Source organism: Acetobacter fallax, assembly GCF_011516735.1.
Classification (GTDB): Bacteria; Pseudomonadota; Alphaproteobacteria; order Acetobacterales; family Acetobacteraceae; genus Acetobacter; species Acetobacter fallax.
Genome location: NZ_WOSX01000057.1, coordinates 1 through 14,549, shown reverse-complemented (window position 1 = coordinate 14,549; position 14,549 = coordinate 1). Strand labels below are relative to the sequence as shown.

Below are 14,549 nucleotides of genomic sequence, written 5' to 3'. Positions count from 1 at the left end.
GAACAATCCATTGCGTCCTCAACCGCATGGACATTGATCGCCTCGATCCGCATGCTCACACGACGGACAGCAAGGCATTGTCAAGCTTAAAAAACTTTCGAATCGGGCTCTAATAGAAAAGTCGCCCAGATGACGTTTCAAATTAAGAAACTAAATTATATAATAAAACAATTAGTTTACTTTAAAAATTTGCAATACGCAGCCATATTTTATAAATTTATCATAATAAATTGAATATTTTCAAATCATTACTTCAAGGGTATACTACATCATTTATGTTTACGATGGTTTCCAGTTCGATGACGAATCGAAGCATCATGAAAAAGATATTGATTTTCAACGTCCCCTGTCGTCCCCGCGGCTTCAGCATACTGTGGCGCAGGCACATCTGCCGAGCCTCCAGTCGCCCGCGCGGCCATGACCCGGGACACATCATTTTGCCGCGGATAAATAAATCCATACGTAGGATAAATAGAACCAAACGTATTCGATCTGCCATTCAACTCTACACGAACAGCAGACCAATTATTATCAGGTGAAACATCTACAACACGGACGTTACGACTTATGCCACTCTGCCCCCAGTGAGACTGGTCAATAATAATTACTCTGCTATTTAATGTGCCCGTCACAATAGCCACGTGCCCTAAAGGCATACGACGGATAGGACGAAAATTTAAGACACTACCCACCTCCGGGGCAGCGCCCCTAGCATACCGACCAGCAGCGTTGTACCACCAGTCCCTCGCATTTCCGGACAGCACCACTTCCGACTCGGATTTTGCGAACTCCACGCACTGGATAACGCGCGCCGCAGAATAATAACGCTGAAAATTTTTCCGATTATGATCCACCGCACCGTAAATCTTACTAAAGCGCTGATGATAATGCCCTCGAGAAATTAAACGGGCATAACCATGCGTTGGACGCAAAAAAAACGAAGCTGAAACAGTTGCCAAGGCTACTAAAATTAAATTTTTCAACCAAAGCTTACTGAACCGCATATTGTTCTGTCTCACATTATCCGAGCTATAGAACCTGCGTAGCAAGCGCTCACCTGGTCTGACAAGACGCCAGCGATGATGCTTCTGTTCACTTCCAAATATATCCGACGATCTAATTTTTATATAAAAAATTTAGGAATTACATCCTAATACAGAAAAGCTGGGCGTATCCGCCAATGTCCTGCTGTTGCCTGGCAAGACAAGCGATTTAGGACGAAATGACTCGGATATCCGTTAGTTTGTGAACAGCCGCCTGCGGGGTCTGCGTTCAGTTGCTTACTGGCGTGATCTCCAGGCGCTGTATGGGAAGTAGCAGAACAGGCGAATCGACCATTAGCTGGTAGTATTTATACGGGCATGTAAGAGCTGGGCTTGCAAAGGTGCCCTTGGCGTATAAGTGCTGATACACTTTAAGGCTTTGCACTGGAACCCGCCAGAGGTCGCAGACCTTGGGGAACAGGCTTATAGCGGCGCGCAGGGATCTGCGACCTCTTCCGGTTTCGGGCAGGCCCCGGTCTCTTTCTAGCCCTTTGAAAAAACAGCAGATCAACACGCAACGCTAACAAAAACCAATGGATAGGAGCGCCGACCATTACCAGCCGTCACCATAGAACGGATACGCTCTATCTCCGCCGGAAACGGCCCGCGCCGCGTCACTTTCACATGTTTGCGAAAACCATCCGCCGCGCTCACGCCTCCATGAAAGGGAATCACAGGCAAAGCACGAACAGCAAGGGCTTATTCAGAGCTTCCCCATATGCCATCGAACCTCCCTATGTCCGCAAGCGCCTTATGATTTCTGCCCATACCACTCCAATCCGAACGAACCGGACCAGATCACAGATCCATGACACCTTGGCATGAAGGAAAGACCAGAAAACACAAACGTGAGAAACTTTATAAACGGCGAAGACAGACTGTGGATCCAATCATCGCTATCATCAAAAGCAGCATAGACTTCAGAAGGTTTCGCCTGCTTCGCCTCGCAAATGTCACCACCGGATGATCCGGTTCAGACCATCTGAGGCGCTGCAGAGCTGACATTGCAGCTTTGCCTCAGGCCTGGCCTGACACGTCGTTAAAACACAGCCAAAAATTATCTGATTTTACCCAAAACGACCGGAAATGAATATCGGGCAGGCGGGATTCGAACCCACGACCCCCAGTCCCCCAGACTGATGCGCTACCAGGCTGCGCTACTGCCCGTCCGTTTTTGGTGGATCCGATGTAGCAGGAGATTAAGGCTGCGACAAGCTATCCTAAAAATCTTATCGAATGCACATCATTCGATCGATAGTTCAGGATTTATCGAGAATACCACACTCAAGTCTGCCGGAGACCAGCAATATTCAATGAATAACTGCCTCAGAATCTGGTGTCTGGCTAAAAATCCTGATATTAAGTGACTCTCATGAGTTGAATGAACAATAGTACAAAAACAATTACGTTAAATCTTTTTCAGCTAATGCTGACGATATAATTTCTCAGAATACGAAGTTCCTGCAAGACATCAGAGAGGCTTTGTTTAAGTCGGTTATTTTCATCACAGATGTAATGATGGGTAACATGGGACACCGGAACTTCGCCTTTTTCAGACTCGCTTCCATTGCCACTACCGTAGCTTTCAGGATCCAGGGCTTCAAAAGAGGCTGTCGCTACCTCGGTTTCATCGTTCCCGTCTGAATCTTCATCAGAAACCTCGATAACACCGGAACCGTCCTCACGGAGAACCCGCTGCACACCTTTTATCGTGTAACCTTTCACATAAAGGAGCGTCGCAATGCGTCTGAGCAGGTCTACATCCTCAGGGCGATAATAACGGCGTCCACCACCCCTTTTGAGCGGGCGAACCTGCTCGAAGCGAGCCTCCCAGAAACGCAGCACATGCTGCGGAATTTTTAATTCGTCCGCAACTTCACTGATCGTGCGGAACGCCAGAGGTCCCTTCCTGTTTCGTGCACTGACGTCATCAGCACTCCAGCCATCGGGATGGGGTGAACAATGAGCCTCTGGCGGGTATTCAGGGCTCTCATTCATTCTTTGCCGCCATTTGTACGGGCGCGAAGAATTTGACTCGGACGGAATACGATAACCGATCGGGGCAGAATTGGCATTTCCACGCCAGTCTTAGGATTTCTCCCACTGCGCCGCCCCTTACGGCGGACCATAAATGTTCCGAATCCACTGATTTTGACAGATTCACCGGACTCCAGGGCTTTCGCCATGGTTTCCAGCACAGTTTCAAGGAATGTCACGGATTCGATCCGTGACAGTCCCACCTGTGTATAAATTTGTTCAGCAAGACTAGCGCGCGTGACAGTGCTCATGTGAATATCGTAACACGCTGATACGGCCGGTCAATTCGTTCCGCTTCATGCACATGACCTTTAATCCGGACACTGCCGGATTAAAGCCGTACAAGAGCAGATCCCCACGTCAGACCGCCGCCCAGCGCTTCCATCAGAACAAGATCACCAGACTTAATTCTGCCGTCCCGCACGGCCTCATCCAGAGCCAGAGGAATCGAAGCCGCTGATGTATTGGCATGACGATCGACGGTCACAACCACACGCTCCATCGGGAGCGCAAGCTTTCGGGCGACGCCTTCGATAATGCGAATATTCGCCTGATGGGGAACCAGCCAGGTAACATCACTATAGGTCAGGCCAGCAGCTTCAAGTGCTTCGTCAACCGACGATGACAGCTTCGACACTGCATGGCGAAAGACATCCCGTCCGCTCATCCGGAGAAAACCGGTATGTTCAGGCTGTCCAACAGCCCCATCGACATACAGCAAATCGCCGGTCGCCCCATCCGCATGGAGATGAGTGGCAATCAGACCACGGTCACCGGCATCCTGATCTGCCCGAAGAACCACCGCGCCCGCGCCATCTCCGAAAAGTACTGCGGTTCCCCGATCGGACCAGTCGAGGATTCGCGAATAAACCTCACTTCCGATAACGACGACGCACTTTGCCTGACCCGCACGAATAAACGCATCAGCAGTGGACAGGGCATAAATAAATCCTGAGCAGGCGGCCGCAATATCAAAACCGAAACCGTTTTTTACACCCAGTTCATTCAGCACACGCACTGCTGTCGCAGGAAACACCTGATCAGGTGTCGATGTAGCAACAATCACAGCGTCGACGTCTTTGGGTGAGATCTGCGCGAATTCGAGTGCCCGTTCAGCAGCTCTTGCCGCCATACTGACTGCATTTTCACCGTCGCCGACAATATGTCGCTGACTGATTCCTGTACGTTCGCGGATCCACTGATCAGACGTATCGAGTCGCTGCGCCAGTTCATCATTTGAGACAACACGCCTGGGAAGGTAGCTGCCAAAACCGGCGAGGGTTGAACGTGTTGCCATCAGGATACCTTTTAGAAGGTCAGAACCGGAAGCCCGGACCTTCAGCATGCAGGAATGTAGTCGGGCTTATTTACCGACGGCGAGCAGAATGCACGACGATCAGGCGACGGCCTCATGCTCCTGCTCAACATTGGAACGATTTGCCGTCAGCGATGCCATCGGCAGAAGACGTGCACGGATACTGTCATTGAAATCGTGTGTCACCATGTCCATCGCGACATCGACTGCAGAAGCGAAACCTTCAGCATCGGTGCCACCATGCGATTTGACGACAACGCCATTAAGACCGACGAAGACCGCACCGTTATAGCGTCTCGGATCGAGCCAGTCCTTCATACGCTCCAGAGCCGGCCGCACCAGAAGATAGGCGACACGCCCCATCAGACTACTGGTGAAAACCTTGCGAAACAGGCCAGAAGCCATTTTCATCGCTCCCTCACCTGTTTTCAGAGCGACGTTGCCCGTAAAGCCGTCAGTCACCACCACATCTGTCGTACCGGCCGTGATATCATGGCCTTCGATGAATCCGTGGAACTGAGAAGCCAGAGGACTTTCCCGCAGCACTTCCGCTGCCTGACGCAGCTTCTCGTCGCCTTTAAGTTCCTCTGCTCCCACATTCAGGAGGCCGATCGTCGGCGCCGGCAGCCCGAGAACAGCCTTGGCGAAGGCTTCGCCCATTACGGCGAATTCGACCAGATTGCGCCAGTCACAGGCAACATTGGCGCCCAGATCAAGCATCACCACGTCACCCTTCATACTCGGGCTGATCGCGGCCATGGCAGGACGGGAAATTCCGGGAAGCGTCTTAACGATGATTTTCGCCAGGGCCAGCATAGCACCGCTGTTGCCGGCGGAAACCACACCCGCCGCCTCTCCCGCTGCGACAGCGTCCATCACCATCCGGAGGGAAGAATTTCTTATCCGCAGAGCAGCAGTCGGCTTCATGTCCATGCTGATGGCAGAAGCAGCATGCCGGACTTCGCAGATCGCCGCCGCCTTTGGATAACGCACCAGGAGCGGTTTCAGACGACTTTCGTCGCCGAGAAGTAAAATCCGTGCTCCAGGATGGCGATCAGCAGCGATAGCCAGACCGGCCACAACAACATCCGGCCCACCGTCCCCGCCCATGGCATCAATAGCCAGGGCAAACGGCTCGCCTTGCAGATCCGACATTTCGCCGGGGCGATCAATTTCACTCATGAATGGTTTCCGCCATCCCGTTTCAGGCCGGCAGCCGCCACATCAAGGTTGAAGCTTTTCAAACCGACGGGCCGGCTCAGGCGCGGACAGCAACTTTCAGAGCCTTACCGGCAGCAATAACTTCACGGCCATCATAGTGCCCGCAATGGCTGCACACATGATGCGGACGCTTCAGTTCACCGCAATTACCGCACTCGGCATAGGATTCAACGCGCAATGCCTCATGACTGCGACGCATACCCCGGCGAGAGGGCGAGGTTTTTCTTTTAGGTACTGCCATGGGTCCAAGCCCCTCCGAAACGACAATATACCGAAACCGCTTTTCATGCGGGCCGGACGACAACTGTAATTGAGCCGGGGCGTCTATCAGACCCACCGCATTTCCGCAAGAAGCGAAACCCGTAGAGCACCTTTTCTTCCAGAATTAACAGGCTATTTTTTTTCACGCTTCATCTGTGCAAGACCGGCAAAGGGTCGGCGAACCGATTCTCTGTCTGGCACCACGTCTTCGTCTGCCGGCAGATCCTCATCCACCATTACGTCCGCTGGACGCTCTGCCCCGGGACGCCGCGGGTAAGGATCCAGAACCAGCGCGAGCTGCTCAACGACGGCCTCGCCAAGATCAATGCTGTCACCTTCATACGGAATCTCGTCCATGACATCGAAATCACCGCTCTGATCCTCCCGGAACTCCGATTCCGGGACAAAGCGAATGACGAAGCGCTCGGCAATCACATCTTCGAAGACATCAAGAGTCAGCACACATGACTGACTGAGTCTGGCCGTCAGAGCTGCTTCCGCCAGCACCGAGTCCCGCGGCTGAGAGCTCAGCCTGTAGCGACAGGAAAGGCTTGCGATGGACGGCAGCCCCAGCCTTTTTGCTATACGGCCACACTCGGCCGCGCTCGCCTCGATCGCTACTTCACGCGGACTTTCAGCCCGGGCGTCACGAAGTGATCTGAGAAGGATCGGACGGGAAAATTCGGGAGTCCGGGCATCTGTCACAATGTCTTTCCTTCATGGAAATCTGGTCTGACAACATAATATCATCTGTGCCTTTAGGACAGGACCGACCCGGAACCAATTGACAGAACGCACTCTATCGGGCACCCGACAATAATGCTTTAAGGCCTGAGCAGGCATGCGCTCAATTAAGGATAGCAGACCAGCCTGATGTCGAATCGCGACGCTTCCATCCAGATTTCAGCCATACCTGCAGCCAGGCGCCGGACACGCGGTGCTGTATTCTCCCTGACACTTCTGGGTTGCGTTACATTGCTATCCGGCTGCGCGGTCTTTCAGTCCAGGCCAATGCCGCGCGGCTCCCTGATCGAAGCCGATGATTACAAGCAACTCAAGCCTGGCAGCAGCAACCGCGCTGATGCGCTGGATCTTCTTGGCTCACCAACTGCCAGAGCGACGTTTGACGATAATACATGGATTTACATATCCATGATGACGGTTCCCGCGCCCGCCAGCTTTCCACAGATTACGAAACAGCAGGTTGTAGTCCTGAATTTCGACCAGGGAGGCACGCTGCGAGCATTACGCACGCTCAATCTGAAGGATGCCAAACACCCCGGAATGGTCCAGGATGCGACGCCCACGCCAGGAACGAAGATCAACGTTATCCAGGAAATCCTCGGAAATGTCGGCCGTTATAATCCGATGTCGGGTATGATGGGCGGCAATTCCTTTGGTGGTGGTGGCGCAACAGGGCCGATGGGCAGCAACAGCGGACCTGGTCATGCCGGAGCTGGCAATACACTTCCTTAAATATTGCATTCCGAATGTGTGACCGATGCTGACTGCATACTGAAGTCAATCGGATATTGCGGAAGCCGGTTTCGGAGCAATCAGACTCCCGGCTTTTGTTCCGTTTTACTACTCTTGGGGCTTATCGCGGTAACGCAATCCGCACATTCAGGCCGCCCATGCGGCTCGTTGCCAGTCGTACGTCGCCGCCATGCGCTCGCACGATGTCACGCACAATGGTCAGGCCGAGACCGGTTCCTCCCTGTGCATCACTTGCAAAAGCCCGGAATACTTCTTCACGTCTGGCAGCAGGAATCCCCGGGCCATCATCATCAATTTCGATGACCACGGTTTCTCCTTCATCATAGCCTGAGAGCCAGACAGCCGCGTTAAGTCTGCGAGCATTCTCGACAAGATTCGTAAGCATCCGCCGCATCGCATCCGGCCGCGCTTCAAACGAGAGGCCAGGGGCGCATCTGACAGAACGAATCGTTGTTCCTGCACGTGTGGCTGATGCTGCGACATCTTCAAGCAAAGAAGCGACATCCAGCAAAACCGGCAATTCAGCTCCTTCACCCCGTGCGAATGACAAATAGCCTTCGATCATGCGTTCCATTTCACCGACGTCAGTAATCATATCTGTAAAATCCTCCCGCAGGAGACCTGCATCGACGACACCGTTCTGCGGAAGCATCGCCAGAGACAGCCGAAGTCGCGTGAGAGGTGTTCGCAAATCATGTGACACGCCGGCGAGAACCGCCGTTCTTTGTGAAACAAACCTGAAAATTCTGTCCTGCATACGATTAAAGGCGATTGCAGCCTGCCTCACCTCCCTCGCGCCCTCCGGTCTGATCGGGCCGATATCACGTCCTAATCCAAACTGCTCTGCCGCATTGGCCAGCCGCCGAATCGCCCGCACCTGATTCCGCATGAAAATGGCGGCAATGGCGAAAAGAAGCAGTGAACTTCCAAGTGCCCACAACACGAACAGCCATAACTGTCCGACATCCAGTCGCTTTCTGGGCGTATCAACGCTCAGAACCCCATCCGGAAGCTGGATCGAAATAAAGACCGTATGCGGGTCTCTCAGCCAGTCGATAAAGAATGGATAAGCAATCGCAGTCTGAAGTTCATGGACGAGATCTTCGTCCATTGGACCAACAACGTGGGTCGAGCCCAGTGTCTCCAGATGATCACCCGGATGCCATTCCATCACGAGCTGGGTCCGTGTTCGCGCCTGCCTGATAAGCCACGCACGATCACCACGCCCATGATAGCGTTCCAGCAGGTCAAGCGAAAACGAGATCTCGGAGGCAATACCTTCAGAAAGCCTGCGTGACATCACGCGCAGATAATTTCCGTAAAACAATTCAAGCGCGATGCCCTGTGTTATCAGCATCGGGATCAGAACAATGAGAAGCGAACGCACCAGAAACGACCGGGGCAGCACCCGGCGCACTGAGCGATCCAGCCTTTCATCGCTCCAGAACCGTCGCCATCGTTTCATCAGCCCGCCAGCCCGGACCGCATTGAAACGACCACGCTATACACCGGGCTTCAGCACGTAACCCTTGCCACGGATCGTGTGCAGATAGCGCGGTTCGCGCGGATCCGGTTCGATCCGGCGGCGCAGCCTTGTCACCTGCACGTCAACAGCGCGCTCTCCAATCTCCATCATCTCCAGTTCCTCTGCGATTTCTTCGCGGGACAGAACTTCGTTAGGACGCCGTGACAACGCCGCAAGCAGAGCCGCTTCACCACCCGTCAGATGAACGGTGCCGCTTTCGCCCGTGAGAAGTCCGCGCGCGGGATCGAATTCCAGCACTCCCAGACGTACCATGCGCAGGTTTTCAGATGGAACAGCAGGTGAGAGGCGGCGCAGATGCGCTTTCAGACGCAGCAATAACTCCCGGGGTTCGAAGGGTTTACCCAGATAATCGTCTGCTCCCGCCTCCAGACCAGTAATCCGGTCTTCTGCCTCTCCACGTGCTGTCAGGAGGAGAATGGGGATATCCAGCCCCTGCTCTCTGAGCGCCCGTGTCAGGTGCAACCCGTCTTCACCTGGCATGGTGACATCCAGAACCACGGCATCCGGGAGCATGAAGCCCAGGGCCTGCCGCGCTTCCGCCGCTGAGGCGGCCGCTGTGACACGAAAACCATTTTCCACCAGGTAGCGCCGCAACAACCGGCGGAGCCTGACGTCGTCGTCGACTACGAGAATATGAGCACCGCTGACCCCGTCATCACGCGCTCCCTGCGCCAGGTCCCGATCAGATCCTGACGCGTTCACATTCTCACTTACCATCCCGCATTTTCCCTTTTACCGGATCAGTCCCGGAAGGCTCACTCGCAAGAAAAATACGACTTTCCTCCGACAACATCCCACGCAGAACCTGACGAAATCCGAGCACCGCGTTGCCTCCGGCTTCACGATACGCTGAAACCAGCCGTTCCCGCTGAACCGCAAACAGACGCGCCTCAATTGCCTGCCCTGCGTCGGTCAGCGCGAGAAATCTCTGGCGACGATCCTGTCGTCCCGGCTTCGCAACAACCAGCTGACGCTCCAGCAGTTCCCCCAGTGTCCGCGCGAGACTCTGTTTCGCCACACCGAGCACATCCTGGAGTTCACCGACCGTGAGATGCGGATGAAGCGCCAGCATCTGAAGCACGCGGTATTGCGCCGTGCCAAGAGCCAGTTCGTCGAGGGCCGGCGCAATAACCCGACCCAGATCCCGCCAGGCAAGAACCATAAGCTCCTGAGCGAGACGGATCTGTTTCTCGCGCAGGAAGAGAACGCCGTCTCCCGGAGCGTCTTCCCCAACCCCTTTTGTCTGCCGAAACTCGCTCACGCAGCGCGTGCAACCGGCCGGGACGACAATATCCGCTTCACATCGCCAATACGACGCACGCGGGTCAGTCCCGAATCGAGAACCCTTTCCACAGTGTCCCGGTCAGCACCACCGAGCCAGCTCAGAAACGCCGGCATATACACGCCGGCAAGGCTGATCCGTTTGGTTATCCATGTGACACCCGAAGCGTCATCACCGGCTGCTACCCAAATCGTGTTCAGAGTGCGCGTCATTATACGACCAGCAGCACCGCCGGCGCACGGCGATGAAACACAGGCCACAGCCCTGCGCTCTGCTGCCCGGTAGGACTCAAGAATAGCAAGACGAGTGAGCACGGCCTGTCGGACCCGCCAGCTCAGCCGCTGTTCTTCACTACCCGCCTCTTCCATGCGTCGGAGCATTTCACGATCAATCAGATCGGCCCAGGCTTCAATGAGTTCCGCCCGACCACCGGGAAACAGCAGGTCCGCATCGGGGCCGGCACTGTCGCGAAGGGCTGGAATTGTCCAGCCCGTCTCTCCGGCCCGCGAAGCCAGCGCCCACAGCGCGGCATCCCGCTCGGGACTTATTTCAGGCTGCACAGGCAAAGCTGCCTGCATCATCCGGTAACCCGCGCCTGCCACGAGTCCGACAGCATTCGTCCTGAATTTCATAATATCATCTCCGCGACAGCTTCGGGCGTCAGGAATCGGCTGAACTCTGTTTCAAACCCCATCATACCGAGGTTTTTCATCCGCATCGGGTAAAGGATCCCATCCAGATGATCGGCTTCATGCTGCATCACATTCGCGCGAAAACCGTGCGCGATCCCTGAAACGGCTCTGCCCATACGGTCAGATCCTTCATATCTGACCTGCAGATAACGCGGTATCCAGCCGCGCAAACCTGGAATGGACAGGCATCCCTCAGGTCTCAGCACCTGCTCATGTCCTTCCGGGGTGATTACAGGATTGATCAGAACCTGCACCGTGTCATTAGCGTCGCTGACTTCCTGCTGCCGGGAAAGCGGAATACAGTACACAAAAATCCGTTTAGAGACATGGACTTGCGGTGCAGCAAGTCCGACACCGCCTGCATCGCTCATGGTCTCGATCATGTCGTCGATAAGCGACTGTATCATCGGGTCACCGATATCTTCGACCTGTTCTGCTTTTACCAGGAGAACCGGATGCCCCATTCTTGCAATTTTCAGCAGCGTCACTGATCACCTCAATTCCATACAAGCAGGAAGATAGACCGCTTCCGGCGCTTCAGAAACGCCCGCAGATTCAAATTGTCTTTTCCTCACAGTCCATGCTAAGCACCCGCCACTTTGATGCGTGATCCCGATGACGGGTCTCGTACACATTCAATCAGATATGAATCCGGTCTGGCATTCAGGTCAGCCGGTTTTTTCGGGAGAAAACTAGCCAGTGCAGGTTCTCGTTCGCGACAATAATGTCGACCAGGCTCTCAAAGCACTCAAGAAAAAGATGCAGCGCGAGGGGCTTTTTCGTGAAATGAAGCTCCGTCGTCACTATGAGAAGCCTTCTGAGCGTCGCGCACGTGAAGCTGCTGAAGCTGTGCGTCGCGCACGCAAAATGGAGCGTAAGCGTCTTGAGCGTGAAGGTTTCTGATCAGCGTCTGATCCGGTCCTGATCGAATCCAAAAAAACCGGCCTTGCTTTGCAAGTGCCGGTTTTTTGTTGTCGTTACAGCGCAGAGCAGCGAAAATTTCTTAAAATCAGACTGGATTCTTTAACCCACAACGAAAAAGAAAACTGATGCCCATATTCAGAAAGTCGCTTTAGTCCGCCGAGAGCGGATACAGACAGAACGGCAGAATGTAGGTGGCATGAAAAAATAGCCTCAACACAAGTGCAGATAAATGGCACTACTGCTGACGCATCAGAAAGACCACAATAATTGCGGACGATTACAAGCAATTTTAAAGAAATTACTTTTGTAAACAAACTTTTATAAGCTTGTTTTATGTCACAAACTGGAGCGGGCGAAGGGATTCGAACCCTCGACCCCAACCTTGGCAAAATTGGCAGAACCATACGCCGGGGTGCGCCTGACTCCCATAATTTACTATAAAACAACATATTACATGAAATCTCCTACTCCGTAATGCGCTCGGATTTGCTCCGGTTTTCGACCATCTGCTTACAAAATGCTTACATTCTGTCGCTACCCCCGATAATGTAAGCAGGAAGCACGGTGACGGGGAAGCCCCATGGCGAAATTGACGAAACGGGCTGTCGATGCCCTGAAGGCTCCAAAGCAAGGGCAAGCGTTCCTTTGGGACAGCGAGTTGCGAGGATTCGGTGCCAGAATCATTCCCTCTGGCTTGAAGACCTTTATCTTGCAATATCGCAATGCCGACGATCGCAGCCGTCGCATTGCGCTTGGTCGATTCGGAGCCATCACCGTCGAACAAGCCCGTGATCTTGCGAAGATCAAGCTGGGCCTGCTCGCTCACGGAAAAGACCCGGCAGCAGAGGTCGAGGTGCATAAGGCAATCACGGTCGCCGCCCTTTGCGACTGGTATCTCCAAGAAGCTGCGGCCGGGCGGATCATCGGACGTCGGAACCGGCCGATCAAAGCCTCGACGCTCGCGATGGATAAGAGCCGAATCGAGACACACGTCAAACCGCTTCTCGGCAAGAGGCTCGTTCGCTCGCTGAAAGTGGTTGATATAGAGGGAATGCAGGCCGACATTGTGGCCGGCAAGACGGCCAAGCCCCGCAGCACCAAGCGAGGCGGCGCCACGACGGGCGGCCCAGGTGTTGCCTCGCGAGCGGTTTCGACTCTGCAAAGTATCCTCGGTCACGCTGCGCGCCTTGATAAGATTGCTACTCATCCCTGCCAAGGCGCGCGACGGCTTGCGGGAAAGAAAAAGCAGCGGAGGCTGAATATCCTCGAAATTGGGAAGCTCGGCGACGCCATGCGACATGCTGAGCGTAACGGTGAAAACCCGATCGCACTAGCAATCGTACGCTTCCTGCTACTGACCGGCTTCCGAATTTCCGAAGCGCAAGGGATGCGGCGCGCATGGGTTCGTCCCGAGGGCGGCTATATCGACTTCGCCGACACCAAGAGCGGCGCCCAGATTCGAGCCATCGGACCGGCCGCAATGCAGGTTCTTCAGAACCAGCCGATCCGTAAGGAGTCGCCATATGTCTTCCCGTCCGATATCAGTGAAGGACATTATACAGCGGCGAAAGCCTGCCTTGAGAGACTCTGCGCTTCGGTCGGCATCGAGGATGTCACGCCACATACTCTGCGGCACACCTTCGGCAGCGTCGCAGGTGATCTCGGCTTCTCCGAATTAACGATCAGGGCGCTTCTCGGCCACGCCGCGCAAAGCGTGACCCAAGGCTACGTGCATATCGACGAAGCCCTGAAGTTGGCCGTTAGCCGCACCTGCGACAAGATCGCTTTGCTGTTGGATGGAGCGAAGAAGGCGGGCCGGGCTGAGGGGCTGGCAGCGTGACGGCATCGGGGGGACCAAAGACCACTTGCGGCCGGAATACCTCGCCGACCGGTTTCAGTTATTGCAGTTAAGGGCGCACGCGACTGGATGCGTAGGAGAACCCGTCGTGGCAAGCCACGTCGTCACGTTCGCCGGTCTGTCCGACCAGGACCGCAAGAAGGTCGCCCCTCTGCCGAAGCTGGTAGAAGGCGATCGTTTCGAGTTGCATGTCCGGCGCCGGAACGGGCAGGATCAGACCATGTCCTTGCCGCCGGCGGCAGCCAGTGCCGTCGAGGCATTGATCGACCACCTGCTCAACGGCGAGCGGGTGGCGGTCCTTTCGGAAGATCAGGAATTAAGCCCCACCGAGGCGTCCACCATCCTCGGTATCTCCCGACCGCTCGTCGTACTGCGGATGGATCGCGGCGACCTTCCGTTCCGCTATATCGGCAAGCACCGCCGCGCGTCGCTCAAGGACGTGCTGGCGTTGAATACGGAACTCGATGTTCGGCAGAAGGCCATGGAGGATTTGGCCGCCGACTCCGAGAATCTCCATCTCCATTATGGCATTTAGTCCCGTTGTCGCAATCTACGACGCCTGTATCCTCTACCCGTTTCACCTTAGGAACATCGTCGTCCAGGCGGCGGCGGACGGTCGATGCGCGGTGGACCGACGCGATTCATGACGAGTGGATACGAAACCTTCTGGCCAACACGCCGGACCTTTCGGCCGAACGCTTGGCGACTACGAAGCAACTCATGAACGCCGCGCTGCCGAAGGCGACAGTAACCGGTTACGAACGTAAGCATCCGGAGAGAGCCGCGGGCGTAATCAGGCTTTGATGGTATTATTGCTGTGGTGAAGGGTTTTCCAGTGCCATGGCAGGAGTTCATGGAGGCGTGGATTTGGCA

Annotated in this window: 17 protein-coding genes, 1 tRNA gene and 1 pseudogene; 6 read left to right on the top strand and 13 right to left on the bottom strand. The window is 54.7% G+C overall.

Annotation, left to right across the window (positions count from 1 at the left end; translation table 11 throughout):
* A pseudogene (locus tag GOB85_RS16870) lies at window positions 1–90 on the top strand (IS5/IS1182 family transposase); the annotation flags it as partial.
* Window positions 91–269: 179 nt separating this feature from the next.
* On the opposite strand, the gene GOB85_RS16865 reads toward GOB85_RS16870, so the two are convergent.
* The 8 genes from GOB85_RS16865 to GOB85_RS19730 form a co-directional block, all read right to left on the bottom strand.
* Complete coding sequence (locus GOB85_RS16865) at window positions 270–1,004, bottom strand: CHAP domain-containing protein (RefSeq protein WP_173578622.1); 735 nt, start codon at window positions 1,002–1,004, stop codon at window positions 270–272.
* Between the two features lie 1,132 nt (window positions 1,005–2,136).
* A tRNA-Pro gene (locus GOB85_RS16855) sits at window positions 2,137–2,210 on the bottom strand.
* Window positions 2,211–2,462: 252 nt separating this feature from the next.
* Window positions 2,463–3,041 (bottom strand): MerR family transcriptional regulator, encoded by a 579-nt coding sequence (locus tag GOB85_RS19440; protein ID WP_242011591.1) that lies wholly within the window; start codon window positions 3,039–3,041, stop codon window positions 2,463–2,465.
* Complete coding sequence (locus tag GOB85_RS16845) at window positions 3,038–3,331, bottom strand: integration host factor subunit alpha (RefSeq protein ID WP_173578612.1); 294 nt, start codon at window positions 3,329–3,331, stop codon at window positions 3,038–3,040. Before GOB85_RS16845 ends, GOB85_RS19440 begins: the two co-directional genes overlap by 4 nt.
* Window positions 3,332–3,411: 80 nt before the next feature.
* Entirely contained in the window at window positions 3,412–4,377 is a 966-nt protein-coding gene (locus GOB85_RS16840) for a beta-ketoacyl-ACP synthase III (protein ID WP_173578613.1), read from the bottom strand.
* Between the two features lie 99 nt (window positions 4,378–4,476).
* Window positions 4,477–5,577 (bottom strand): phosphate acyltransferase PlsX, encoded by a 1,101-nt coding sequence (plsX, locus tag GOB85_RS16835; protein ID WP_173578614.1) that lies wholly within the window; start codon window positions 5,575–5,577, stop codon window positions 4,477–4,479.
* A 76-nt stretch (window positions 5,578–5,653) separates the two neighbouring features.
* Complete coding sequence (gene rpmF, locus GOB85_RS16830) at window positions 5,654–5,857, bottom strand: 50S ribosomal protein L32 (RefSeq protein WP_173578615.1); 204 nt, start codon at window positions 5,855–5,857, stop codon at window positions 5,654–5,656.
* A 152-nt stretch (window positions 5,858–6,009) separates the two neighbouring features.
* Window positions 6,010–6,582, bottom strand: coding sequence for a YceD family protein (locus GOB85_RS19730; RefSeq protein ID WP_173578616.1), 573 nt, complete (start codon window positions 6,580–6,582; stop codon window positions 6,010–6,012).
* A 168-nt stretch (window positions 6,583–6,750) separates the two neighbouring features.
* Between GOB85_RS19730 and GOB85_RS16820 the strand changes: the two genes are divergently transcribed.
* Window positions 6,751–7,353 (top strand): outer membrane protein assembly factor BamE, encoded by a 603-nt coding sequence (locus GOB85_RS16820; protein WP_173578617.1) that lies wholly within the window; start codon window positions 6,751–6,753, stop codon window positions 7,351–7,353.
* A gap of 121 nt (window positions 7,354–7,474) precedes the next feature.
* Here the strand turns inward: GOB85_RS16820 and GOB85_RS16815 are convergent, their stop codons facing one another.
* The 5 genes from GOB85_RS16815 to def are packed head-to-tail and all read right to left on the bottom strand — an operon-like array spanning window position 7,475 to window position 11,382.
* A complete protein-coding gene (locus GOB85_RS16815; RefSeq protein WP_173578618.1) occupies window positions 7,475–8,839 on the bottom strand; it encodes an ATP-binding protein in 1,365 nt (454 codons plus the stop codon).
* A gap of 36 nt (window positions 8,840–8,875) precedes the next feature.
* The gene (locus tag GOB85_RS16810) at window positions 8,876–9,637 is read right to left on the bottom strand and encodes a response regulator (RefSeq protein WP_173578619.1); all 762 of its coding nucleotides are present in this window, start codon (window positions 9,635–9,637) and stop codon (window positions 8,876–8,878) included.
* Entirely contained in the window at window positions 9,627–10,181 is a 555-nt protein-coding gene (locus GOB85_RS16805) for a MarR family winged helix-turn-helix transcriptional regulator (RefSeq protein ID WP_338421789.1), read from the bottom strand. The genes GOB85_RS16810 and GOB85_RS16805 overlap by 11 nt, the downstream gene beginning before the upstream one ends.
* Complete coding sequence (locus GOB85_RS16800) at window positions 10,178–10,834, bottom strand: ubiquinone biosynthesis protein COQ9 (protein WP_173578620.1); 657 nt, start codon at window positions 10,832–10,834, stop codon at window positions 10,178–10,180. Before GOB85_RS16800 ends, GOB85_RS16805 begins: the two co-directional genes overlap by 4 nt.
* Window positions 10,831–11,382: a peptide deformylase gene (gene def / locus GOB85_RS16795; RefSeq protein ID WP_173578621.1), complete on the bottom strand. Its 552-nt coding sequence runs from the start codon at window positions 11,380–11,382 to the stop codon at window positions 10,831–10,833. The genes GOB85_RS16800 and def overlap by 4 nt, the downstream gene beginning before the upstream one ends.
* 211 nt (window positions 11,383–11,593) lie before the next feature.
* On the opposite strand from def, the gene rpsU reads away from it, so the two are divergent.
* From rpsU to GOB85_RS16775, 4 genes are all read left to right on the top strand, one after another.
* Window positions 11,594–11,797 (top strand): 30S ribosomal protein S21, encoded by a 204-nt coding sequence (rpsU, locus tag GOB85_RS16790; protein ID WP_146887076.1) that lies wholly within the window; start codon window positions 11,594–11,596, stop codon window positions 11,795–11,797.
* A gap of 601 nt (window positions 11,798–12,398) precedes the next feature.
* Window positions 12,399–13,658, top strand: a complete 1,260-nt coding sequence (locus GOB85_RS16785; RefSeq protein ID WP_010515582.1) for a tyrosine-type recombinase/integrase — start codon at window positions 12,399–12,401, stop codon at window positions 13,656–13,658.
* A 106-nt stretch (window positions 13,659–13,764) separates the two neighbouring features.
* The gene (locus GOB85_RS16780; RefSeq protein WP_029329636.1) at window positions 13,765–14,211 is read left to right on the top strand and encodes a helix-turn-helix domain-containing protein; all 447 of its coding nucleotides are present in this window, start codon (window positions 13,765–13,767) and stop codon (window positions 14,209–14,211) included.
* Between the two features lie 5 nt (window positions 14,212–14,216).
* Complete coding sequence (locus GOB85_RS16775) at window positions 14,217–14,480, top strand: hypothetical protein (protein ID WP_198912234.1); 264 nt, start codon at window positions 14,217–14,219, stop codon at window positions 14,478–14,480.
* Window positions 14,481–14,549 lie beyond the last annotated feature (69 nt).